This is a genomic window from Nonomuraea sp. NPDC049400 (assembly GCF_044466425.1).
GTDB lineage: Bacteria > Actinomycetota > Actinomycetes > Streptosporangiales > Streptosporangiaceae > Nonomuraea.
This window is the reverse complement of the sequence record NZ_JBITMP010000055.1, coordinates 48,525-71,557: the sequence shown is the minus strand read 5'-3', so window position 1 is coordinate 71,557 and position 23,033 is coordinate 48,525. Positions and strand designations below refer to the sequence as shown.

The window sequence follows — 23,033 nt, the reverse complement described above, 5'->3', positions numbered from 1 at the left end:
TCAGGCGCCCGCCCGACAGCCGCCGTTCACTTGAGGCTCAACAAAGGAGCCTCTCATGAGCGATCTGGCACCATCCATCCGACGGCGCCCCCAACTCCCCGCCGTCCTGTCGCGCACCGTCCGCCTGCTCGGTGCCGCCGCCCTCGGCCTCACGGCGCTAAGCGCCATGGCGAGCCCCCCGGCCACCGCGGGCCGGCTACTACGTGTGCGAGAACTGTGGGCGGCACATTAGCGAGGCGGAGGCGCTGGAGCTGGTCAGCGAGGAAGCAGGCTGACCGAACACTGAGGACCTGACGTACCTGCCGAGGGAGTGGCTGACCAGCCTGTCCGACCCGTGCAGCCGTGGACGGATCGCGCCTTTGGCCATGGCCGTCTCCCGCCCGCCTGGAGGTCCCCTCTTTGGGGCAGTGTGTTGGACGTCGCGCCGTCGCGCGCCCTTCGCGCGCTCGGCGATACGCTGATCGGGGGGCAGGTGATCTCCCGGCCGGCCCGCTGTCGCGTGAAAGGCTCCCCGTGAAGAGTCTCCTGTCGTAGACGGTCTTGATGGCGACCTTCTTCATCATCTGCGTGCTCCTGAACAAGATCGCCGAGGACTGGCGCGACACCCTTCCGATCGTGTGGCAATACGTCGTTCTGCTGGTCATTACCGCCGCGGGCGGGCTCGTGGCGATGGCGGTGACCGCGCTTGTGTTCTCCGCCCGCCGCCGCGGCCGGAAACGGATCACTGTGAGGGTGCCACCCCTGCCAGGCAGTTCCTGCATCCACGGCTGACCCATCCACGTCCCGGCCCTACGTCGCGCGGCCGGGGCTGCTGGCCAGGGACGCTGGCGGTGCCGCCAACGCTTGCGCCCAATGGATCATGTGTGTCGCACTTCGTGCGGGCGGGTCGCGGACCTGCGCGCATTCCGATCACCGGCGGCGGTCAGGCTGGAGAGGATGAGCAGTCGGTTGGTGCGGTGCATGGGCGATCTCCTATCGGGAAGCGCTGGCTCTCCATCCGGTCGGTGGGAGCGTGAACCGGTACGGCATGGTTCAGCGCTGATCATCGGTTGTGGGCAGGTGCTGGGTGGGGCAGGCGGCCGCGAGCTCGGTCAGGGCCTTCTGCTCGGCGGGGTCGATGGACAGCTGCCAGCGGGTCTTGATCGCGGTCCACTCGGCGGCATACCGGCAGCGGGCCGGCTCGTACGGCGGCTGCCAGGTGGCCACGTCCTGGTCGGCTTTGGACCTGTTGCTGCGGGCGGTGACCGCGACCAGATGCCACGGCTGATCCAGGTCGTTGGCGTAGGCCTCGCGCTGCGCGGCGCTCCAGTCGTCGGCGCCGGAATCCCACGCCTCGGCCAGCGGGACCAGGTGGTCCACGTCGAGCCGGGCCGCGTCGTCGACGGTCTGGTTGTCATAGTAGGAGCTCCAGGACCCGCCCGACAGCCGACAGCCGGCCCCCACCTGCGGCGGGGTGACGGCCTCATCAATGAGGACCTCGGCGCGGGTGTTACAGCCGTCATGGTCGGCGTCGACCCAGTGCTTGAAGCTCGTGCGCTGGTAGCCCTCGCGCCGCTCGGTGGCCACCGCCAAGGCGGCGACCGCGTCGGCCAGCAGCGGCCCCTCTGCCCGCTGCGCCGCCGCCAGGAGCGCGTGCTGGGCCGCGTGCGTGGCCGTCGCCGCGGCGGGAATGGGGGTGGCGGCCATCAGGGTCATGCTGGCCATGAGGGTGGCGCCGGTGAGGGTGGTGCCGGTCAGGGCGTGGCGCCGTGGGGGGTGGGGCATGCCGGTCCTCTCACAGAACACTACAAAGAGAGAGCTAACAACTACTCACTGTAGCGATCCTTGTGAGGGTGACTCTCAACCGGCGTGGTGACCGTTCGGTTTCCCCGGCACCGTCACCGCAGGCCAGCGACTCCTGCAGGAGGTGTAGGCGCCCGGCACCAGAGCCATGCTCGCTCGCCGTACGCGGTCGGGGTGACCGACACGATGAGGGGCCATTTGCCGCCGGCGGTGACCAGGTTGGCCCGCGCGCACCCGGCCAGGAGCCGATGCCGGATGATGACGGCCCGCAGCCAGCCCCACAGCCTGGAGCGTGCCGCAGGCACACCGACACCGCGCCGATACAACAAGACCGGTCAGGGACCCATGTGGACGTACGGCGCCCACAGGATGGGGTCGGCCGGATGGCGCTCGCGCAGCGCCCGGGTGGCCAGGTGCAGTGCCACGGAGGCCCGCGACGGCGCCAGGTCCGCCTCACCGGCCCTCAGGTGCCGGTAGACCTGCGCGCTGACGTCGGCGGCGATGGCGTCCTTGACCTTCCAGAGCGTCGCGATCACATGCCGGTACCCGGCGAGCATCAGCGCGCCGCCCAGGTGGATCGCCTCGTCGGGCAGTTCCTGCCCGCCTCGTGCCGTCTCGCACGCCGATAGGAAGGCGAGTTCCCCGTACGTGATGCCGAGCCGGGACACGTCGGCGACCGTCAGCGGCCTCAGCGCGTGGTCGGACAGGAAGAGCCTGCTGCGGCTGGGCAGGCGCAGGTCCTGACCCGCGTGACAGGCGAAGTGGACCCACGCGTGCTGCCGCAGGGCACGGCGCACCGAGTCGAACGTCGCCTCCGCTCCGGACAGGACGCGGCAGGGCAGGCCCAGAGAGGACAGGTCGGCGCTCTCCTGGTACGCCCCGGGCAGCGGCGGCAGCCCCGGTGTGTCGGGCATCGAGACGATCAGCAGAGATCTCTGCTCGGCCGGTGGCGGCACGCGCCGGCGCAGGTACGTGAGCACGCGCAGGCTCGGGATGTAGGAGGAGACCACCCGATCGAGCACGGAGGCTCCCGGCCCGCCGTCACGATCGGTCGCGGCGTGCAGCGGCAGGAAGCTCAGCTGCCCGGCGGGGCACCAGTGGATCCGCGGCCACTCCCGTCCTTTCCCGGGTGGGCCGGTGTGGCCGAGCGCGTCCAGGACGGGCCGGGCGACGGCCCGCCACAGCCAGTCGAGCACCTCTCGCAGCATGGCCGCCGATCTCGTGCGTTCGGCGGCGTCGCCGGCTCGGACCCGGCGGCCGATCGCGGCGTGGAAGTGCCCGACCTGACCGGCGAGGTCGTCGACGCGTAGCTCGGGCAGCGCGATGACCTGGATGCTCGCGCCGGTGATCGAGATCGCCGAGGACCCCAGCTCGGCCGGATTGATCAGGACGATGGTCTGGTCGTCGGCTGGCCGGACCGAGGCGAAGGCGGGCGGGCGCAGGAAGCCGGAGAATCCCGGCCTGGCGCGGATCTCGGCCACCAGCTCATCCCACTCCTCCGCCAGCTCCCTGCGTCTGGCCGCGTCGGTGGCGTCGGCCCGCGCCCTGGTGATCGCGGCGAGCCTGCCGCCCAGGTCCGGCATGTCGAACAGCAGACCGGCCAGCTCCCCGCGTACGTCCAGGCTCTGGTGGATCAGGACGGCCCGGCCCTCTTCGAGCAGCTCGACCGCGTGGGCCGCGTCTCCGGTCCGCAGGGCCGCGGCGGCCGCCTCGTTGACGCTTCCCGACACCAGCTTCAGCAGGAACTCCTGGCCGGTGCGCTCCAGCCCCGTCAGGAGGATTTCGTGGGAGAGCCTGATCCCCCGCTCCAGCGCCGCCAGCGCCTCGGGCATGCGGTCGGCGGATGCCGCGAGCAGCCCCGCGGCGAGCAGGGCGCGCAGGCGTACTAGTGGCGTGACCAGGAGATCGTCGCCCACCGAGACCAGGAGAGCGGCGGCCTCGGCGCGGTCGGCGTCGGCTCCGGTGAGATGGAAGCGTGCGGCCAGCGCCTCGCCCAGGTTCAACGCGCGCATGAACACGTCCACGTGGTCCGCCGTGGCCGGGCAGGGTTCGCCGAGCAAAGAGATGGCACGGTCGAGGTCGCCCCGCTCGCGCGTCTCGCGGTATCGGCACAGAAACAGCCATCCGAGATGGAGCTCGGCGGAGCGGTGCACGTCGGAGGCCGCCGTCACCTCCGCGAGGGCGCCGTTGACCATCTCGACGCATTCGTCGATGACGGACAGGTCCAGGACGCCCACGCTCGTGGGACGCAACTCGGTGACGTAGGAGAGGGTCGTCGCGGTCGCCTGGAGCATGAGGGAGGTGAGCGTTGTGACCCAGAACGCCCGTTCCTGTGCACCGAGCCCGGTCGCTTCGTCGAGTGTCCGGCGGAACCGTGCGATGCCGGTCCGCAGCCCTCCACCGGGCATGTCCGCCAGCAGTCCGGACGAGGCGGCGACCAGCCGGAAATGGTCCCGCATGGGGTGATCGGTCAGCCTCTCTTCGACGAGTCTGTGCAGAGCGCTGCGGATGTCGCGCAGCCCCGCCAGGTCATTGCGGTTGATGTACCCCAGCATGTCCATGGACAGAGCGGTGGCCGCCGCGGCATCACGCGCGATGGAGTCCGGCAGCAGGCGGATCAGCTCGCGCAGCTCCGCGGCGGTCTCGGGAGCGTACTTCAGCGGATTGTCCCAGGCGGCAGGCACAGTAATGGCGTGAATCAGCGCCCCGGCGACGGCCTCCAGGTCAGGGTCCAGCCGGTCGGCCATTCGCACGGCGTCGCGAAGCATGCGAGTGGCCTCGCCGAGCACGTCCCTGTCGTGCCTGTGCTCCGCGACGGTGGCCAGCACGCTGCCGAGGACGCCGATGGCCTTGAGCCGGCGCGGGGCGTACGGTGAGTGATCCGCCAGCGCGGTGCGGGCCTCCGCCAGCGCACGGTCCAGGACGCTCTCGTCACCGGTGATGTCGAACTCGGTGAGCAACGCGCTCGCGAGCAGGACCCTGTTCTCGGTGGGCAGGTGGGCGAACCGGTCGGCGATCTCCCGGGCGGTGCGCGCCAGGGCGGCCGCGAAGTCCCGGTACACGGCCGGGACCTGGCGGAGTGCGGTGAAGCCGGCTAGGTCCGTGGCGGCGTTCGCGGCCATGTCCAGGTCACTCAAGCTGACATCGAGGGACCGCGGCCAGGCCGGATCGAACGCCATCCGCGCCAGGGTGGGCACCGTATTGCGCCCCGCGTTCCAGGCCAGGCGCGCGTACGCGAGCGCGTAGACGAGGTCGTCGATCAGGCCGTCGGGATGGTAGTAGAGGTAGCGGGAGTCGCGGTACATCGCCAGGGCGGTGACGAGGTCGGTGTGCAGGTCGGGCCAGGTCCACTCGCCCCGGAGGAATCTCAGCCTGACGGCTTCCATCGGCTCTCTCGGCGCCCGGCCGACCACCGACTCCAGGACGAACTCCTCCAGCGGCGCGGCCAGGCGGTCGAGATCCTCCATGCCGGCGTCGTTGAGTTCGTCAACGATGGTCAGGGTCAGCGCCGCGATGAGCAGCGCGCGCAGGTCGTGGTCGAGGCGGGGGGCGCGTAAGGCTATGCGCAGCGTGTGTTCGGCGACGTCGCCGGTGTGGCGGGCGAGCTCGTCGATCTCCTTAGCGGAGGAGTCGCTGTCACTGATCTTGGACAGGTCCAGCACGAACCGCGCCAGCCAGCGGATCTCCTCCTGGCTCCAGGACTCCAGGATCACGCTGTCAGGGACGAACAGCGGCTTGAGCAGCTTGGGCACGAGATCGGGATCGGCCTCGGCGATGCGCCGGAAGAGCGAGAAGGCGTACGCAACCTCCTGTACGGAAATATCCGGAAGGTAGTGGTAGCGGAACCAGTGGAACCAGGCCAGCCGTTCGGCGACCTTCAGATCGAGCTCCTCGGCGCCGTTCCGCCTGCGTATGACGGTGTCGTGCAGCAGGCCCACGGCGAACAGCAGATCCTCGTCCTTCAGGTCCTTCCTGATGCTCGCGCGCAGCTTGGCACGCTCCTTCTCGTCCTCCTCCTGCGACAGCCACCGGTCCTCGGCCCGCAGGCTCCTGACGGTCGTGCCGATCATGAACTTGGCGTACGCCCGCGCCGCGCGCCGCCACCGCAGCCTCCACATCGGGCCGCTCCCTTCACCAAGACGCGAGCACGATCAGCACGATCACCACACCCAGCGCCGCCACGAGCGAGGTCTGCCAGGCACGGGCCGTCACCCAGGCCAGCAACTGCCCGGCCACACCCACCTCCGCGCCGAGCGGCGCCGATCCCACGTACGCCACCGCGATCGTGCTGATCTCGCTCCCCGGCACGGTCAGGATCTGCCAGGACCGCTCCAGCTGCGTGGCGACGGCCTTGCCCGGGGGACGCAGCGAGATCGGCCGCCGCAGCAGCAGGTCACGCTTGGCCGGATCGGCGTCGGTGGAGTAGCCGACCACGAACCCCGTCACCGTCGTCCCGTCCTTGAGCTGCACGCTGAGGAACGCGCGGGACGTGGCGCCGGCGAGCCGGCTGAACGCTGTGTGCCAGCCGGTCTCGTGCGCCACCCTGCGCGAGGCGGCGCGGCTCAGCAGAGCGTGCGCCGCGACGCCGTACAGCAGCCCGAGCAGCGGTACGGCCAGCACGGACCGCAGGACTACGGCGGGCTGCGCCCGCACGTAACCCGCGCCGTCACGCAGCAGCGCCACCGGGTCGGCCGCCGCGCCGGGCGCGATCGCCTGGACCAGCGTGAGCGTCACCACGGCCGCGCCGCTGAACACGACGCCGGTCAGCAACACCCTGCTGACCTCGATGAAGGCGCTCTCGTCGCGGCGTGGTCTGGTGCGGTGCCACAGCAGCTCGAACGCGGCGCCGGGGGTGACGATCAGCAGGAAGATGACCACTGCGGCGACCGACCCGGGGTACACCTCAGGTCGTCTCGGCCGACGCGTCAGGCAAGGGCGGCTGGGCAGGAAGCTCGGGCGGCTCGGAGACGATCTCCAGCTCCGTATCCGGTTCGAGGACGATCCCGCGGAAATCGCCGCCTTCGTCGGCGAGGCCGCCCGGCTCGGTCACCCGCCTGCGGGCTCCGGTCTCGTGGGCGTCAGAGTGCTCGGCCATCGGCAAGGGCCCTTCCCGAGAGAGCTGCGCTAACCGGTTGCTGAGCAAATTGTAGAGTCACCGCCTGGCCAGGCCACTCCTCCCATGCGATATCGGCCGCACCAAGCTCACAAGAGCTCGGCGTGCACCCTCAAGGAGTAGGGGTCCAGGGTCTTGGCTCGGCCCCCCGGGCAGCGGCCTGTGCCCGATCCCGTCGCGGCCCTATACCGGGTGCCAAACTGGCGACGTCCTGGCGCTCGCCTTCAGAAGGTGTCTTTCCTGGGCACACCCGCCAACGAAAGGGGAAACCGCCCTCTCTCCCGCGGTCTAGCCGCGCCCGATAACCCTTCACCGGCTTGGACAAGAGATTCAAACCGCTGCTCGACTACCGCCAGTTCGGCTACTGGCTTTACGACGAGCACCGCAACCTGGTGCAACTGGTCGAGCATCTCCGCGCGTGTACCGACCTACTCGACCCGAGCAACCCCCGCCACCTCGCATTGGTGCTCGATCTGACGTGGCTCGACCTGGCCAGCCTCTGTCACGCCATCCACGCCATCCGATCCGCCCACGTGTCCAACCCCGACCGCGGATTGCAAGGGGTACCTGTTCGGCGGCATCGTCGGCCCGACCTACTACCCCAAGCTCCGCGAGCTGATCACCAGGGTCATGCGTCGGCCTGACCGAGTGCCACTAGCACTGCGCCTGTTCGAAGTGCTGACCACGGGACCGCGCTGGCTCAGCGTGTCGAACCAGCCGATCTCGGTTCGCTACACCAAGGCCTGGCCGCGAAACAAGCCGCCGACGTCGTCCGATTCCTAGTGAGCACCACCGGCCTGGACGACGGCTTCCGAGCGCGCGCACGGTCGCCCCTTTTCGGTGAACCGGTGCCGAGCGCTCCTGCGCAAACCACGATTCCCACGTGACGGGAATCTACAAACGCTCGGCGGTTCAACCGCTGGCGAGGTCCGGGTGGAAGGGCGCGGCGGGCGCGTCGAGGTCCGTGCCCTTCCACCCACATGGCGCTGAATCCCAGCGCCCACAGGTCCATCTCGGCATCGAGGCCCCTCGGTGAAGATCGTCGAGCCCCGAAGACGGAGAAGCGCTGGAGGGAGCGTTCCGGCAGGTCGGGATTTGGCCATCAGCATCAGCAGGCTGGCCCCACGGCCTCGCCTAGATGGGTCAGCGCCGAGTGGCGGAATCCGTGCAGGTCCCGGCCCGTCCCTGGACCGGCGAGCGCGGTGTGCTCGTCGAGCAGGGCGCGGGCCTGGCCGGTGTCGGAGCAGACGTCGCGGGGGCTGACGACCTTGCCGGGGCCGGTTCGGCTGGCCGAGGCGGCGGGGTCTTGGCCGGGCGCGCTTGACCTTCACGCGCGCCTGGCGGGCGGTCAGGGCCAGGTCCTCGATGTTGAGGGCTGGACGAGTCGGACTTCGCCCGCCTCACCGAGCTGGGCCGGCTCGACGCCGAGCTTTCCGGCTACATGAAGGTGCGGACGACCCGCCCGCTCACCGTCGCGTACGGCCTCACGGACTCTCCGGTGGGGCAGCTCGCGTGGATCGTCGAGACATTCCACGACTGGAACAAGGCGGTCAAGACGCCGGAGGACGAGGTCGGACGGGACCGGCTGCTGACCAACCCCACCCTCTACTGGCTGACCGGAAGCGCCACCTCGTCCGCGCGGTTCTCCTGCGAGTCCGAGTTTTGACGCGCTACGGGCGGTGGACGAGCGCCACCTTTCAAACCTCGACTGCCGCAGGCTTTGACGCAGCATGAACCGGCGCCGACGTGGAAGTGCTGGTGCCGAGGGCCATCGGCTGTCATGCTGCGGGTTGGGCGAGACAGCAGCGATAATAGTTAAAGGCGGTTCCCATGCCCTCCTATCCGGGACAAAAGCTGGACAGCATCGACCGATTCATCGGCATCGCCCGCGATATCGCCAACAACCCGGTTCTCGCGATGCCGCAGCACAGGGCAATGGCCGAGGACCTGTATCAGATCGCCAACAAGCTGCTGATCGCGAATGAGAACATGGTCCGCTGGCTGAACCGCTTTCTGTATTTCGATTTCCGCGATGCAGATGCGCGGGCAAAATTCCTTGAACTGATACAAGACTACCGAGGCGCGAGGGCCGGATCTGTATTCCATAACATGAAATGGAACTGTGGCGATATTTGGCTCATCTACCAACGCCACATCGCAGGGAATATCGACGCCATGTTTCAAGAGGATCGACAGAGCGCCGAAGAGGCAAAACACGCCTTTGACGATCTGAGCAACGCCGACGAGGGCATGGTCACTTTCATCTACAATACCGTTGTTGGCAACATCGAAGGGTTTATACACGACGCCGAACATCATATCGATCGATCCGACGTCAACCTGGCCGAAACACGACGTCTGGCGTTCAAGGTGGCCTCAGCAGAGCTCTCGAAGCGTCTCGAGCGGTTCGCCGGCGAACTGGCCGACTTGGTTCTGCAGTATGCGCGCCTGGCGGAGCGACCGGTCACACTTACCTAAGAGCATCCCTCCGGAAGCTGTGCCTCGTCGAGGACGGCTCCTTCCAGCATCAGCCGGTTCTTGGGCAGGCCGGACAGGTCGGCGTTCCGCAGATCAGCGCCCCGCAGATCAAGGCTGGCATCGGAGATCTCGAGAAGCCGGCCCACGGTCCGCAGCGCGGCTTTGACGCCCTCAGGAGGATCGTCCTGCCGCTGCCGAATAGCCGTCGAACGTTCTCGAATAAACGCACCGAGCACATAAATGATGGTGGACCGATCCCTCGCCGAGTCGTTGCCGATCCGCTCGAGCGCGTAAACTCCGCCGATGCGCACCGGTGACGCCTCATCGCCGAGCTGACTGACCGCCTTCGTATAGCGGTCGGTCACATGACCTTCTCGATTGAGCACATATGTACGCAGGGTGAACACCAGGGAGCCCCCTGCGCCGAGCGCGACCAAAAATGCGATCAGCGACGTGCGCGCATCGTTGATGGCCTTCAGCTGCTCCGCCGCTGTCATGCCATACGAGGGATGCCGGGTCAAAACCAGCGGCAAAATCCAGAGGAATAGCAACGCAAGCGCCAGCGCCGCGGTCAGCAGAGAGACAACGCTCCACAAGTCACGAAATGTCCGGTTCCGTTTCGCTGCCACAGGGTATTGTACGACGCCTCGTTTGGGGCGGTCAGCAGGGCTGAAGCGTTCTCGGCTGGTGCGACATACAAGAGCCTGAGACGGCCATTTAGCTGGAGGCACCCTGGCGCGAATGACAAACGCGATGCCCGATGATCGTCGATCGTCTCGACCAGTCGATCACGAACAGGGGCCGCGTTCGCGTGCCTTCATCCCCGATCGACGTGCTCGCCCGCCACCCGGAGCACGTCACCTCGCCGACCCACTGACCGATCTGCTCGATCTGCTGGCTCTGGCTGAGCCCTGGACATGGTGCCCGATCCGCGCAGCCGCCGGGGCGGCGCACCGGATAGGACCCAGATCCGCGCGCCTGAGCCAGCTTGCCCCCGCACGGTACGGCTGGCCGCCAGTACCCTGGGACGGCTGCTCGCCCGCGTGGATGGCGACGCTGTACCTTGTGCCGACGCCGGATCGACGGTCACCGTCACAGTGGACGTGTGCTTCTATGACCGACCGCTACCACGGCCATCCACTCGGTCTCACCACATGAGAAGACTTCAGCCCTGCAGAAGAGCACCGTTGTCTAGCGGTCCACCGAGCACTTGAGCACCAAGCAAGCTGCGGATCTCTCCACTCGCAGGGTTGATCAGTTGGTAGCCGTAGAGCGGGCTCGATCAGCGACGCGTGAACCACCGCCTCGCCGCCAAGGTCCGCATCGGCGTGATCTCGGCGACACACCAGTGTAGAACCAACTCCCCCAGGTACTTACGGCTTAACCTGCAGAAACAGGATCTCGCGAAGATCTGCTCATACACCACGTCTGTGGACGTGATCTCAAGTCTGCCGAATTGAGGTTGTCCAGGCCGAGCACCGCTTTCACGCGTCGTGAACCCGTCTGATGCAGGAGAACCCTTTGCTGTATCGAGCGCTGCGGCGTCGGATGTGCGGATCGCGGTGGGGTTCGCGAACGTGCGAGGGGCGCTCTGCTGCTCGCGGGGCGTGGCATGTGAGTCTGCCGGCATCGCGGTCTGTCGCACGCACAGGCGGTCCTCTGGCCTGCAGACCGTGGAGAGGGTGGATCTTGTGAGCATGGAGGGAGCTGTTGGGCCCGCGGCGCGGGAGGGAGCACGGGGATGGCGTTCGATCTGACAGGGCGCGCACTGTTTCCTCTTGGGGATCTGATCGCGGTGGCGGATTTTCCGCTGGCGGAGTTTCTGCCGGTGGAGGCGATCAGCGAGGTCTTCGAGGGGCTCTACTACACGGACGCGACGCTGTATCGGGACGGGGAGAACCTCGTGTTCGATGTGTGGTTGGTCTGGGCGGGAGAGCTTGTGCTTTCGCCTCCGGGGACGGATGCGTTTGTGGTGGTGCTGGGGTCGGCGGGGGCGGGGCTGACCACGGCGAATGCGGAGATCGTGCTCGGGCCGGACTTCTCGTTGGCGTTGCGGGAGGTGACGGTAGGGGTGCGGGTGTCGCGGCACGTGTTGCGGGACGTGGCGACAGGCGGTGCCGCGGAGATTTCTGTGTCGGGGGATTTGCGCGTGGGGGCGGGAGGTTTGACGCTCGAGAACTTTGTTGGGGGGACGTTGGCGCCGGCGTATCTCTGCGGGACGGAGATCGTGGTGGAGGCTGCGGACGTGCGGCCCGTGTTCGGGGGCTCCGATCCGCCGGAGTTTCTGGAGGACCAGACGGACTTCCAGGGCGTCGCGTTCGCGAAGCTGGGGGTAATGATCCCGTCGGAGTATCTGGAGTTGGATCCCGGGTCGTCGCTGACGGTGGAGATGACGGATGCGGGGATCGGGACGACGGGGTTCACGGGCGTGGTCGCGGTTGTTGCCGATGCGGAGCATCCGGTGCGTGGGAAGCTCTTGGGGTTTCCGTTCCGGTTCCGGGAGCTGCGGATCGACGTGGACCAGAACGCGATCCTGGACGCGACGCTGGGCTGCGATCTCCGCATCGAGGCGCTCGAGGACGGCGACGAGGAGAAATGGCTCGGCGTGGATGTCGCGTTCGGTGGGGATGGCGATCTGACGGGGACGCTGTCGGCGGTGCAGCCGCCCGAGGCGGAAGGCAGCCCCGAGGCGATCGTCACCACGGAGTTCGCGGGGGTCATCGCGTTTGATCTTGCGTCGCTTCGCATCTCGCGGGTCGATGCGGTGTGGTCGTGCTGGTTCTCAGGGGCACTGCAGCTACAGGTGCCGGGCGCGGACTGGCCCAAGGTCGCGTTCGACGAGATTGGCGTGAGCTCGGACGGGAAGTTCCACATCGCGGACGGGGGCGGGATCACGTTTGCGACGCCGATGGTGGTGAACTGGCATTTCGCGCGGCTGTCGGTGTCGAAGTTCCGGGTCGGGCACGCGGCGGGATCCGTCGAGCGCCTGCAGATCGCGCTGTGTGCGGAGATTGTGCTTGTCGAGGGGATCCCGGCGGGGGCAGCGGTCGAAGGGTTGGTGATCGAGTGGACTCCGGGGTCGGGTACGGGCGCGGACGTGCGGTTCGAGGGGATCGGGATCGAGTTCGGCGTGCCGGGGAGCTTCACCGCGGTGCTCTCCGTTGCGTACTTCGATGAAGCGGGGGTGGTGCAGTTCCGGGGGAGCGGGACGGTCGAGATCCCCGCGCTTGACGTGATGCTCGATGTCGCAGTCGTGGTGGGAAAGGAGGACCTGCCGCCCGAGCCGTTCGTCTACCTGTATCTGTTCGCCGACGCGAAGCTCCTGCCGACCGGGATCCCCGTCGGCGGCTCGGGGCTCGCGATCTACGGGTTCCAGGGGCTGATCGCGTACCAGATGCGGCTCGACGTGGACCCGGCGCTGCCGCCGGACGAGCGCTTCTATGCGCTCTTGATGAAGGACCCGGTGGGGATCACAGCGGGAACGAAGTGGGTGCCGGCTCGAGGGCAGAGCGCGCTCGGCGCGGGGATCGTCATCGGGACGATGGACAAGGGTTTCGCGATCAACGCGAAGGGGATGCTTGTCGTCGCCTTCCCGGATCTCACGATCCTCCTGCACGCAAAGGCGAACTTCCTCAAGCAGCCGCCGAAGCTGAACCGCAGGCAGGAGGGAGCGCTCGAGGCGGTGATGGTCTACTCCGCAAGCGAGTCGACCTTGTCGCTCGACATCGTGGCGAGCTGGGAGATCGCTTCCGTCGTCTCGGTGAGCGGGCAAGCGCGCGCGTTCTTCGATTTCAACGACCGGAGCGCCTTCTACCTTGAGATCGGGCGCGACGAGAATGGGAAGCGCGTCGTCGCGCAGGCGCTCAAGTGGAACGGGGAGTGGCTCTTTTCGGGCGGGTTCTGGTTCCGGCTCGCCGCGCGGGGGCTCGTCACGGGGATCCAGGTCGGCATCGATCTCCGCAAGAGCAGGGGAGGCTTCTACGTCGAGGTCAAGGGCAGCGGGCGGGCGGAAATGGCGCTCTTCTGGGAGCCGTCGCAGTGGGAGGGGTCGCTCGCACTGTCGGGGCGGATCTCCGCCGGATACAAGGGGGTCTCGGTCGGCCTCAGCCTCAGCGGCGAGGCGCGCGCGCGGGTAAGGCGCCCGTTTGAGGTGCACCTGGAGGTCGAGGCGTGTATCGAAGCGCTCTTCTGGGACATCTGCAAGTCGTTCGACTTCGACTGGAAGCAGGTCCTTCCGCCGATCTTGGAGCTTCCACTCCGCCGCACCAGCGCGACGCCCCGACACTGGACGCCGTTCCGCGTGGCGGGGCCGCCGGAGCGCGTCGAGGACGGCATCGTGGCGCTCGAGGCATCGTCGACTCCGGTGATTGCCCCCCACTGCGGCGTGGCGATCGACTTCGCCAAACCGATGGTCGATCTCACCGGTCGGTTCAACGAGGCGGTCGCCTTGCCGAACGGCGGCTTCCTCACGGTCGGCGAAGAATCGGGATTCGCGGCGGCCTTCTTGCTCGACGCGGTCGAACTCGTCCGCGATCCCGATGGCGTGCGCGAGGCGGTACCGCTCTGGGGGACGTGGGCGCGTGAGACGCTGGAGCCGAACACGACCTTGCGGCTGCTCTCCTCAGAGCGCTTTGGCGACGACGGCTCGCTCTCGGACAGCTACGTCGACGGCCTGGACATCGACTACTGCGCCGAGCCGACGCCGACCGAACAGTGCTTGTCGCTTTCTGGCGTGCAGCCGGTGTACGGCTGGCTCGCCGACGGCTCGCTCTATGAGCTGCGCATCGGCCAGGGGGGCGCGCCGCCGCCCGAGGGATTGATTCTGCAACCGCGCGACCGGCTGACCATCCGTTGCAAGGTCAAGGTCAAGGTCGCCCACCTCGAGGTGATCGCGCCGGACGGCACGCTCGAGCGGCTCGAGGTCAGAGCCGAGCCGGACGGCATCTTCACGATCTGGGGCAAGATCGTGCCGAAGCGGCGGCTCGTGAGGTTCTGCTACGCCCGGGGGCACGGCTGGCTCGACTGGGTGGCCGCCAAGCAGTTCGGCGGCACGCTCACCGGAACGGAGGCGTGGACGGTACCGGCGGAAATGCGGGTCTTGCGACCGGAGCAGACCTACGAGCTCGTGGTCAAGACCACGCCGCGGCTGCTGGCGCCCGACGGCACACCGAGCGATCCGCTCGGGACCGCAGTCCAGACCAAGCGCCGCTTCCGCACGTCGGGTCCGCCGGCGTACAACGGTGCACTGACCAACTACATCGTGGACACCTACCCTACGGACGGCAAGCGGCCGGCCTATACCGACTACGACCTCGTGGTCCGGTTCGTGGAGGGGTACGTCCCGCACCTCTACATCAGCGTCGGCGAGGCGCTGGCGATCCGGCTCTTCGACGGGCACGGGCAACCGGTGCTGAACGAAGACGGCGAGGAGGTGCTCCTTCCCATCCCCGAGCCCGCCCCGGAGATCAAGTCCGCGACGCTCTGGGCCTGGGAGCAGATCATCAAGACGAACGTGGACAACGACTGTGTCGAGCCGTTGCCGCTGCCGCTGCCGGCAGACACGGTGCGGCGTTTGATGGCGGTCGACCTCACGCCGAACTCGCAGTACACAGCGGTGCTCGTGTCGGACGCACGGCCGGCGCAGGCGCTGGCGAGCTGGGGCTTCACCACATCGCGCTATGCGACGTTCACCGATCTCGTGACGCGCGACCGTGAGATCGCGGCGGCGCGCACGGCCGCAGGCGCGCTTGCCGGCACAGACTTCGACGCGTGCGCACGCGCGATCGGCGTGGAGACCGTCGCCTACGTGGATCACTTCACCGTGACGCCGATCCTGAGCCCCGCGAGAACGGCATGGGTGGCCCTCCTCCTGGAGGCTCCCGAGCCGTTCGAGCACGGCACGCGCCTCACCATCGCCGTCGATGGAGCGGCCACGACAGCGCTCGCGAATGTGGACGGCACCCGGCTGCTGGTGACGCCGCAGGCCGGGGCGTTCGAGTTCGGATCGCTCCACGTGCGTTTGACGTGGCGGCGCAACGCCGGCGCGGCGCTGCCGATTCTGGCAATCGCCGGGAACACCTCTGACGAGGTCGTCGACCTCGTCGTCGTAGGAGGTGCGTGATGGCACTCGTGGCGGGGACTGACATCCATGTGATCGCATGCTTGCGGGGCTCGTTGCCGGGGAACAACGAGCGGGTCTTCGGTGTGCGTTGGGCGGGACGGCCCGATCTCGGGTTTCCGCCGAAGGGGTTCGTGCTCCAGCGCGTCGTCGCGGGTGTCCCCGCACCGGTGGTCGTGGGACGGTACTTCCTGCCTCCGACCAAGGACTGGGCGACGTTCAAGGCCGCCGCAGCCCTGCGGCGCCCATCGATGGGGCCCTACTTCCCGGACTTCCTCCCAGCGAACCTGGAATACCTCCTGCCGATCATCGGCCTGGCGGCTCCAGGGACGGATGAGGCAGAGCTGCCCGGGCTTGTGAAGAAGGCCGCAGACTTTTTCGGCCACATCCACGCCGGCGATCCGGCGCTCGCCTGGACCTTCTGGCCCAACGGGCACGCCCCTTCGCTCGCGACGCTGCTCGGCGACCCTACGGCGCGCGCGGCGCTGATCGCGTTCTACCGCTCGCGCTGCACCGCGTACCTGCTCGCGCTCGCGCTCCGCTTCGAATACGCGGTGCTCTTCGGTCTGGCGACCGACGACCTCGCTCCTGCCGGGAGCGCCGAGGTCAGCTACCACATCACGGGAGTGTGGTCCGAGACCGGGACGTCGACGACCGAACTGGACGTGCCGAAACCCCCGTGCGAGCCTGCACCGCCCACCGTGGTCACGGCCACGCGCATCCCCGGAGACGTCGCGCACCCGGCGTTCGGGGCGTTCAGCGACTGGATTCCCCCTCCCGCGCTCGCGCCGACGGACGGTGACGGCGTGCCGCTGCCCGCAAGTTCGCTGGTTCCACGCGCGCCCGCGGCGTTCACCGCGCTCTCGTGGAGCGCCCCCGCGCCGTCGCCCAGGCTGATCAGTTACGATGCGGCGCTGTACTTCGTCGACCGCTTCGACTTCGGCGCCCACACGGCCGAGCACGTGGCCACGCCAGCTCTGCCAGCAGATGCGAGCTTCACGCCGCTCTTCGACGGCGAGCCGCTCCTGCGCCCCGCCGCGGAGCCGCACACGGTCGACCGTCCCGGCATGGATTGGCCCCGCCTGGAGGGGCACTACGCCTACGACGTGAAGGGCATGAGCCTGCTCGGGTTCGTCTCAAAGACGGGGACCCGCGCGACGGTGCGGCACCACGACGACCTCGCGCCCGTGCCTCCGCGCGCGAGGCTCGTGGGCGGGCAGGGGCTGACCGTCAGCCCGGACGGGAGCGTCACGGCCGAGATCGAGATCGACTGGGCCGCCGGGCAGGACTTCATCAGCCCGGACGTCGTCGACTTCCGCCTAGCCGCGAGCTTCACACGGCTCGACGCGGTCCCGGTCGAGGTGACTGCGCTGCTCTCGGCGGATCCGCTGATCTGCACGATCCGTGTGGCACAGCTGGCGGGGCCGCCGGACGCGCACGCCGGACGGCGACTGGTCCTACCGAACGGGGAGTTCGTGATCGTGTCGCACGGCGCGGGTGCGGCCGCGACCATGACGGTGCGGCGGTGCGCCGGCCGGGCACCGGCCATTGCCGTGACCGGGATCGTCTTCGTGCCGGGCCCATCGACGGCGCTCACGCGGGTGGCGCGGCTCGAGCGGCAGCCCGCCACCGCGGCGCGCGTCGCGAACCTCGCCTCGATCGACCCCGGCGACATCCGCGTGCTCCTGTCCCCCGATCCCTCGACAGCGTCGGGGCGGCTCTATCTCCACCTGCTCCGCGCGACGTTCGACGCCCAGCGGACGGCCGATGGCTACCGGCTGACTCCTCCGGCCGCAGAGAGTCCGGGGGCTGAGGCGTGGGCGCGTTGGCTCGGCCTCGCCGATCCGGTCGCGACGATTATCGGATCGCCGGCGCTTTTCTTCCCGCCCCACCACCTCCTGGCGACCGTCGCCGTACCCGCCGACTTCGTGGCGGGTAGCCTGGCACTCCACGTGACCGCCGCCGACGCCACGCCGTACGTGGAGAGTCCGGCACTTCCGGCGTCCGATCCAGCGCTGCTCGGGCTGCGCGGGAACGAGAGCGCTGCGGCGGTCCTCACAGCGTCAGTGCGGCTCATGACCGTCCCCGACGCGCCGACGACGAGCGTCGATTCCTCCGTGCGCCTGTGGGCCACGTCCGCGGCGAACTACGCCGAAGCGGCACGGTTCGACGTCGCCTGGGCCCCGGCTGCGGGCGCGATCCGCTACGAGGTCTGGCGTGCGCTCGAGGGCGCGTTGGCCGGGGCCACCGTCGCGACCAGCGACGCGGAAATCCGTGCGCTCGCCGCCGCACAGCCGGGCGCGTTCGAACTGCGCAGCGGGGACGTATTCGGAACGCACTACGTCGACGACCTTCCCGGCCGTGCGCCCACGCGGGCCGTTTATCGCGTGCGCGCCGTCTCCGCCGCGGGGGTGGTCGGCGCGTTCTCGGGTGTGATCGGTCCGGTGTACGTACCCGACGTGCGCCCGCCGCCGGCACCGAACCTCACCCGCGTGGTCGCGACGCACCCGGACGACATCAACGGCGCCATCGCCGTCGAGTGGACCCAGGCCGCACTCGAGGCGGACGTCCGCTTCGACGTCGAGGTCCGCCAGAGCGGCGCCGCGATCCCGTTCACCATCGCGGGCGTGCTCGCACGCGGTACCGCGCCGGCCGGGGGACGCTTCCGTTTCGTGCACCCCGGCCGGGTCCCGGGTCGCCGCTACGAGTACCGGGTGATCGCCGTGCGCGAGGCGCTCGATCCGGGGGACCCATCCGGCACTGCCCGCCGCTCGATCCGGAGCCTGCCATCGGCCGTGCGGACCGGCGCCGCAATCTCAGCGACACCACCGGACCCGCCGCTCGATGTCACCGCGGTGTGGGACGCGGCCACCGGTTCGGTCCATCTCGCCTGGACCAACGCCGGAGCCTACGACACGCTCCTCCTTCATCGCCGCGCGCCGGGGCGTTTCGGATTCGAGCAGGTCATTGCGCTCGACGGGACGACCGTAGCGCACGACGACGACAGCGGCCTGACCACCGGGACCTGGGCATATCAGCTTCGCGCCCGCACGGCGACGCGCGAAGCTCGCAGCGCGATTGTGGAGACAACGGTGCCATGAGCAACTTCTTTCGAATCTTTTCGGCCACAAACGGGGCACAGATGGCATCATGCCAAGCCACCAGCGCGGTTAACGGGATCACTGAGGCGTCAGCGCCATGAGGGACTTTCTGCGATTCTTTCTCAACGCGACCGACCAGGCGCGGGTGGATCCAGCGTCGGTCACCATCACGGAGGCCGCGCTGACGAGCGCGCAGCAGGTGCTCAAAATCGACTTCACCATCACCAATCCGGCGGCGGGTCCGCCCCAGATTCGGGCCCTATTCCCAGGTTCCTTGCTCTACCTGGCCGATCCCGCCGCGCCGGGCACCCTGCCGGAGCCCGGCGCCACCGATGTGACGCCTGCCGGATACGCGACCTGGCGGACGCGCGGATCGCTGCGGGTCAAGGTCAAGGACATCGCCGCCGAAGCAGGGATCCGTGAACATGGCGCGGCGCTCGAGGTGCAGCCGAACATCGCCTGGTACGCGCCGGTACAGCTCACGGAGACCTTCATGCTCACAACGCTCCTGTCGGGCCTGAAGAAGGCGGACATCAAAGGCCCGACGACGGTAATCAAGCCGTCCAGCGCCGACTGGCCCAAACACGCGGTGTCGAACTTCCTGAAGGGAATCTATTCACCTGAACTGCGCCTCGGGGCGACCGCAGCCACCGACGACGTGGTCGCGCATGCGATGCCAGCCGTGGTCATGGCCGTCGACGGCAAGGTCACCCTCACGATCCACATCGCGCGCACGCAGCCTCCCCAGGACAGTCCCCTATCCGCGATGGACCTCCTCGCGCCCGGTGCCTCCCGCGAGGATCCGCTCCACCCGAGCAACGGCGGGATCCCTGCGCGCCACGTCTTGCGGCTGCTGCGCCCGCACCTGATCGACGCGGCGGCAACCGATCCGCTTGCCGATCTGGTTCTCCAGCCCGGACGCCGTTACTTCCCCTTCACGCTCACGCGCACCTGGCAGAACGTGCCGAACTTCTCGGTGCAGTTCCCGCAGCGCAGCGCTGAGGTGAACACCGGGCCCGGCGCGTCGATCGTCCTGCCGATCCCCGCCCATGGCGTCGTCTACGTGCCGCAGGACCCCGCAGTGCCGCAGCCGCCGCTACCGTCGCTGACCTTGAACTCGATCCTCGCGCCCGCAGGGACCGCCACGACGTTCCTGGCCGGCTCGACAGCAAACGCATGGAACGTCAAGAGCGGCACCACGCCCATCCCGCTCTCGGCGACGGCGCCGACACACGTGATCCTCCGCCGCCCTTTGCGCGAGGAGATCCTCGCTGACCCTGTGTTCCCGAAGCCTGGAGGTCTGCGGTGCACGTACATGTCCCTGCGCCGCGCGACGCGCGCGTTCGTGGATCATCGGATCACCGGCGGCCGGCTGACGAAAGAGGGCGCGAAGACCTCGAAAGTCACGCGCGACCTCATGGCGGCCGCATGGAGCGCCGCCTCTGCGAAGATCCTGGCGAACGCCAAACCGGTGCCCTCCGCATCGCCCGGCAAGGCCCGCGAGCTCGAAAAGATCTGGCTCCTCTTCTTTCCCGCCGACGTTCCGGCGCACGACATCGACGGCACCGGCAGCACCGCGCGCACCGGCATCTGCAAGGGAGGCCAGATGTTCTACACGCTCTGGCAGACCATCGATTCCGTGCTCGCCGCGAACGGCTCCAAGCGCAACTTCTCCAACGACCACGTCGGCACGGGCGCTCCCGGTGCCATCGTCGCCATCGGTCTCTCGCCCGCGTTTCTGACGAGGCCGCCCCACGCCGGCGCGAGCCCAACGCCCGCCGAACTCGACGACAACCGCAACGACATGCTCACACTCCTCACCCCCGGCGCCGTGCTTCAGTTCTGGAACCTCCGCGACGACTACCGCCTCGAACGCGACCGCAACGGCCCTCCCGCGAGCTACGGCCACTCGCCCATCTTCCGCCACTACATGCCGAGCGTCGACGGCGTCCCCACCGGCATCGTCGTCGTCGACCAGTTCGGCGGCGACTCAGAATGCCCCGTTACCGCCGGTCGCATCACCTGGCACGGCGAACAGCAGGACGTCTGGATCGCCGCGCAGTGGGACGACTAACCCAATTCGATCGTCATCTGGAGTTCTTGGTTCCCTTTCCAAGTCAGAGCTTGATGATCTTTTCAGGCACGAAAGGCGCGCTGACTGGCTTGTACGGCCTGCGGCATGGACCGCAGATTACGACGGAACGCGGAGCGGTGATCGGTTCCTGCTTCATCCGCTGGAGGTCCCGATTGAGGTTGTGGAGCACCTGGCTAGCCGACGCGTGGGCCGGGTTGGCGGCGAGCACGGTGGGCACCAGACGCTGCCACGCCACCCTGGCGACACGTCTCCGCAGCATGCCGTGATGCGGCTCCGATCGCGGCCTGGTGTTTTCTCGGATCGCGGGATAGTAGCGGTAGGAATCCCAGGGGCGGCGCGGGAGCTCCTGAACACTCTCAGCGCCTTACGGCTGCTCGGGGCTACCCTGCGGTGCCGAAGATGGTCGCGATCATGCCGCGTACGGCGGCAAGCTGCTCGTCAGGCAAGTCGCCCACTTTCCCCTTGAGCCGGACGGCCGCCACGGTGCTGATGCGATCTACCATGGCGGCGCGGCCCTCACCGACGTCGACCACGAACGCAGTGAGGGCGTGCGCCATGTCGGCCGCCTCGACGTGCGCGGTGAGGACGTTGTCGCCGTAAAGGGTGTGGTAGAAGTCGCCGGAGACGATCAGGCGGACCTCGTCGCGGTCGCCGAGCTGGACGGTCCACAGCTCGCCGAATCGATGGCTCACGCGGCCTCACCACGGTGCTCATCGGCGGCTCGGGTGATGTCCTCGGCGGTGATGCGCTCGTCGGCCTCCTGGGTGGCGACCGCGCCGGCGCCGTACACCGTGGCGCGGGCGGTCGCGGTGTGGCTGGCGGCGATCTCACGGAGGGCTCCGCGCGCTAGGACGGCCGAGACACTAAGTCCGTTGTCCTCAGCGTACTTGCGTACGGCTTTCAAGATCCAGGCTTCCATGCTGACTGACGTCTTCTCCATAGCCATATGCGGAGTGTACCCGCCCGGTATTACCCGCGGTAGGAAGAGCGCGCCTTCAGGTCCGGGTCCGGGTGCAGTCTGACGACAGGTGTAGCAAGGGAATGATGGCGGTGGAGACCACCATGAGCAGGATGGACGTGCCCGCGGTGTAGAAGTTTCACAGGTTGAACCAGTGGTAGCCGACCTCCCGGAGGGCGACCGTCTCGCCGGCAAGGAAGACGAGTCCGAATAGGCAGCTCACCGCACTCACAGGCTTGATCGATCAGCCACAGCAGCCTGAAGGCCTCGCCAGTGCTCGGGGTCGATCATGCCCATCCGGGCCAGCAGGCTGTCGTCGGAAAGCTCCAGCAACTCGCCGTGGTGGCGGCGCAGTCGGCGTGCAGTTCCGCGCTGTACTCGCGGCCCTTTGGCCAGCGCAGCAGCGGCTCGGGCACCACGGTGAGCGTGGCTGCGGCGAGCACCGGCTTGGAGCGGCCGGGCACACCGCTCTCGGCTCAAAGCGTCGGCGGCAGCGAACTCCTCCGGCGACCGCGTCGAGGCTATGGCGTTGTTGGTCGATGCGCTGGATGCGCTGTTCCGCGGTCACATCGAGCAAGACGTCCGCGACCCTCCGTTCAGCTTCGGCCCCAGCCTTGCTGGCGACTCGACGAACGCGCCATCCGCCCAGCTGTTGCGAACGCAGAATGACTGGAGAGGTGATGCGACCAAGCTTGCGGAGCAGACCAACAAGCTGACCGACATCACGCTGGCGACACGGAACGCCCTCTAAGTGATCACCCTTGGCGTCGACTATCACGCATATCTCAAGTTCTTGCAGCTCCCACGCATGTATCCCGGAAGCTCAACGGTGGGCGGGACGTCTGTCATCCTGACGTCTATGCACCCTCTGCCGAAGATTTGGCCTATTGCCAGCAGTTTGTGATCACGGTGGCGCGGAGGCCCACGGACATCCGGAGCCATCTCACTCCGTCGTCATGAACACGCTGCAGTTCGCACGCTTGGCGTTCTAGGTGGTCACCTCGGGCAACGGAGAGCTGATCAAGTATCTGGGCTTCGAGCTGGGCGATCCGCTGGTCGGCGAAGCGAGCGTTGGACCGCGCCGCGCCTCGGCGAGGAGTTGCGCCCCACGCTGCAGGCCGGGCAGCAGTCTCGCGTCGGACAGGCCCTCCGACGCCTTCCACTGCTGGACGAACTCGATTTGGTCGCGGCGGATCGCGGTCAGCTCTCGCAGCACCAGCCATTGCCCGGCCACCAGCTGCAGCATCATCGCCGGCCCGGTACGGGGAGTGGGAGTCATCCCCAGCGAGGCTGCGCCTGTTGAGCGCGGCGTTGGCCAGCTCCTCCGCGGCGTCGAGCTGGGCCCGCCACGTCGCAATCGGGTCGACGGCCACGGTCACCGCCCCCTG

General features: G+C 68.3%; 18 protein-coding genes. 8 read left to right on the top strand and 10 right to left on the bottom strand.

Annotation, left to right across the window (positions count from 1 at the left end):
* Positions 1–543 precede the first annotated feature (543 nt).
* Positions 544–771: a hypothetical protein gene (locus ACIBVN_RS49790; RefSeq protein ID WP_397148047.1), complete on the top strand. Its 228-nt coding sequence runs from the start codon at positions 544–546 to the stop codon at positions 769–771.
* 261 nt (positions 772–1,032) lie between these two features.
* Here ACIBVN_RS49790 and ACIBVN_RS49785 read toward each other — a convergent pair whose 3' ends face one another.
* From ACIBVN_RS49785 to ACIBVN_RS49765, 5 genes are all read right to left on the bottom strand, one after another.
* The gene (locus tag ACIBVN_RS49785; protein WP_397148045.1) at positions 1,033–1,764 is read right to left on the bottom strand and encodes an HNH endonuclease family protein; all 732 of its coding nucleotides are present in this window, start codon (positions 1,762–1,764) and stop codon (positions 1,033–1,035) included.
* Between the two features lie 113 nt (positions 1,765–1,877).
* Positions 1,878–2,087 (bottom strand): hypothetical protein, encoded by a 210-nt coding sequence (locus ACIBVN_RS49780; RefSeq protein ID WP_397148043.1) that lies wholly within the window; start codon positions 2,085–2,087, stop codon positions 1,878–1,880.
* Between the two features lie 30 nt (positions 2,088–2,117).
* Positions 2,118–5,900 carry a CHAT domain-containing protein gene (locus tag ACIBVN_RS49775; RefSeq protein WP_397148041.1) on the bottom strand — a complete coding sequence of 1,261 codons (3,783 nt, stop codon included), beginning with the start codon at positions 5,898–5,900 and terminating at the stop codon, positions 2,118–2,120.
* Positions 5,901–5,913: 13 nt separating this feature from the next.
* Entirely contained in the window at positions 5,914–6,684 is a 771-nt protein-coding gene (locus ACIBVN_RS49770; RefSeq protein WP_397148039.1) for a DUF6338 family protein, read from the bottom strand.
* Between the two features lies 1 nt (position 6,685).
* Positions 6,686–6,877: a hypothetical protein gene (locus ACIBVN_RS49765; protein WP_397148037.1), complete on the bottom strand. Its 192-nt coding sequence runs from the start codon at positions 6,875–6,877 to the stop codon at positions 6,686–6,688.
* 335 nt (positions 6,878–7,212) lie between these two features.
* Between ACIBVN_RS49765 and ACIBVN_RS49760 the strand changes: the two genes are divergently transcribed.
* From ACIBVN_RS49760 to ACIBVN_RS49750, 3 genes are all read left to right on the top strand, one after another.
* The gene (locus ACIBVN_RS49760) at positions 7,213–7,539 is read left to right on the top strand and encodes a hypothetical protein (RefSeq protein WP_397148035.1); all 327 of its coding nucleotides are present in this window, start codon (positions 7,213–7,215) and stop codon (positions 7,537–7,539) included.
* A 797-nt stretch (positions 7,540–8,336) separates the two neighbouring features.
* The gene (locus ACIBVN_RS49755; RefSeq protein ID WP_397148033.1) at positions 8,337–8,561 is read left to right on the top strand and encodes a hypothetical protein; all 225 of its coding nucleotides are present in this window, start codon (positions 8,337–8,339) and stop codon (positions 8,559–8,561) included.
* Positions 8,562–8,725: 164 nt separating this feature from the next.
* The gene (locus tag ACIBVN_RS49750) at positions 8,726–9,373 is read left to right on the top strand and encodes a hypothetical protein (protein ID WP_397148031.1); all 648 of its coding nucleotides are present in this window, start codon (positions 8,726–8,728) and stop codon (positions 9,371–9,373) included.
* Here ACIBVN_RS49750 and ACIBVN_RS49745 read toward each other — a convergent pair.
* Positions 9,370–9,969 (bottom strand): hypothetical protein, encoded by a 600-nt coding sequence (locus tag ACIBVN_RS49745; protein ID WP_397148029.1) that lies wholly within the window; start codon positions 9,967–9,969, stop codon positions 9,370–9,372. The two genes, ACIBVN_RS49750 and ACIBVN_RS49745, sit on opposite strands and share 4 nt — an antisense overlap.
* A 1,145-nt stretch (positions 9,970–11,114) precedes the next feature.
* Between ACIBVN_RS49745 and ACIBVN_RS49740 the strand changes: the two genes are divergently transcribed.
* The 3 genes from ACIBVN_RS49740 (at position 11,115) to ACIBVN_RS49730 (ending at position 20,666) form a co-directional block, all read left to right on the top strand.
* Complete coding sequence (locus ACIBVN_RS49740; protein ID WP_397148027.1) at positions 11,115–15,494, top strand: hypothetical protein; 4,380 nt, start codon at positions 11,115–11,117, stop codon at positions 15,492–15,494.
* Positions 15,494–18,592 carry a hypothetical protein gene (locus ACIBVN_RS49735; protein ID WP_397148025.1) on the top strand — a complete coding sequence of 1,033 codons (3,099 nt, stop codon included), beginning with the start codon at positions 15,494–15,496 and terminating at the stop codon, positions 18,590–18,592. The genes ACIBVN_RS49740 and ACIBVN_RS49735 overlap by 1 nt, the downstream gene beginning before the upstream one ends.
* A 97-nt stretch (positions 18,593–18,689) precedes the next feature.
* A complete protein-coding gene (locus ACIBVN_RS49730; protein ID WP_397148023.1) occupies positions 18,690–20,666 on the top strand; it encodes a hypothetical protein in 1,977 nt (658 codons plus the stop codon).
* A gap of 401 nt (positions 20,667–21,067) precedes the next feature.
* On the opposite strand, the gene ACIBVN_RS49725 is transcribed toward ACIBVN_RS49730, so the two are convergent.
* The 3 genes from ACIBVN_RS49725 to ACIBVN_RS49715 form a co-directional block, all read right to left on the bottom strand.
* On the bottom strand, positions 21,068–21,379 hold the full coding sequence (locus ACIBVN_RS49725; RefSeq protein WP_397148021.1) for a type II toxin-antitoxin system PemK/MazF family toxin: 312 nt from the start codon (positions 21,377–21,379) through the stop codon (positions 21,068–21,070).
* Complete coding sequence (locus ACIBVN_RS49720) at positions 21,376–21,633, bottom strand: hypothetical protein (RefSeq protein WP_397148019.1); 258 nt, start codon at positions 21,631–21,633, stop codon at positions 21,376–21,378. The genes ACIBVN_RS49725 and ACIBVN_RS49720 overlap by 4 nt, the downstream gene beginning before the upstream one ends.
* A 299-nt stretch (positions 21,634–21,932) precedes the next feature.
* The gene (locus ACIBVN_RS49715) at positions 21,933–22,109 is read right to left on the bottom strand and encodes a hypothetical protein (RefSeq protein ID WP_397148017.1); all 177 of its coding nucleotides are present in this window, start codon (positions 22,107–22,109) and stop codon (positions 21,933–21,935) included.
* A 59-nt stretch (positions 22,110–22,168) separates the two neighbouring features.
* Between ACIBVN_RS49715 and ACIBVN_RS49710 the strand changes: the two genes are divergently transcribed.
* Complete coding sequence (locus ACIBVN_RS49710; protein WP_397148015.1) at positions 22,169–22,396, top strand: hypothetical protein; 228 nt, start codon at positions 22,169–22,171, stop codon at positions 22,394–22,396.
* Positions 22,397–22,633: 237 nt separating this feature from the next.
* Here the strand turns inward: ACIBVN_RS49710 and ACIBVN_RS49705 are convergent, their stop codons facing one another.
* Complete coding sequence (locus tag ACIBVN_RS49705) at positions 22,634–22,924, bottom strand: hypothetical protein (RefSeq protein WP_397148013.1); 291 nt, start codon at positions 22,922–22,924, stop codon at positions 22,634–22,636.
* Positions 22,925–23,033: the final 109 nt, after the last annotated feature.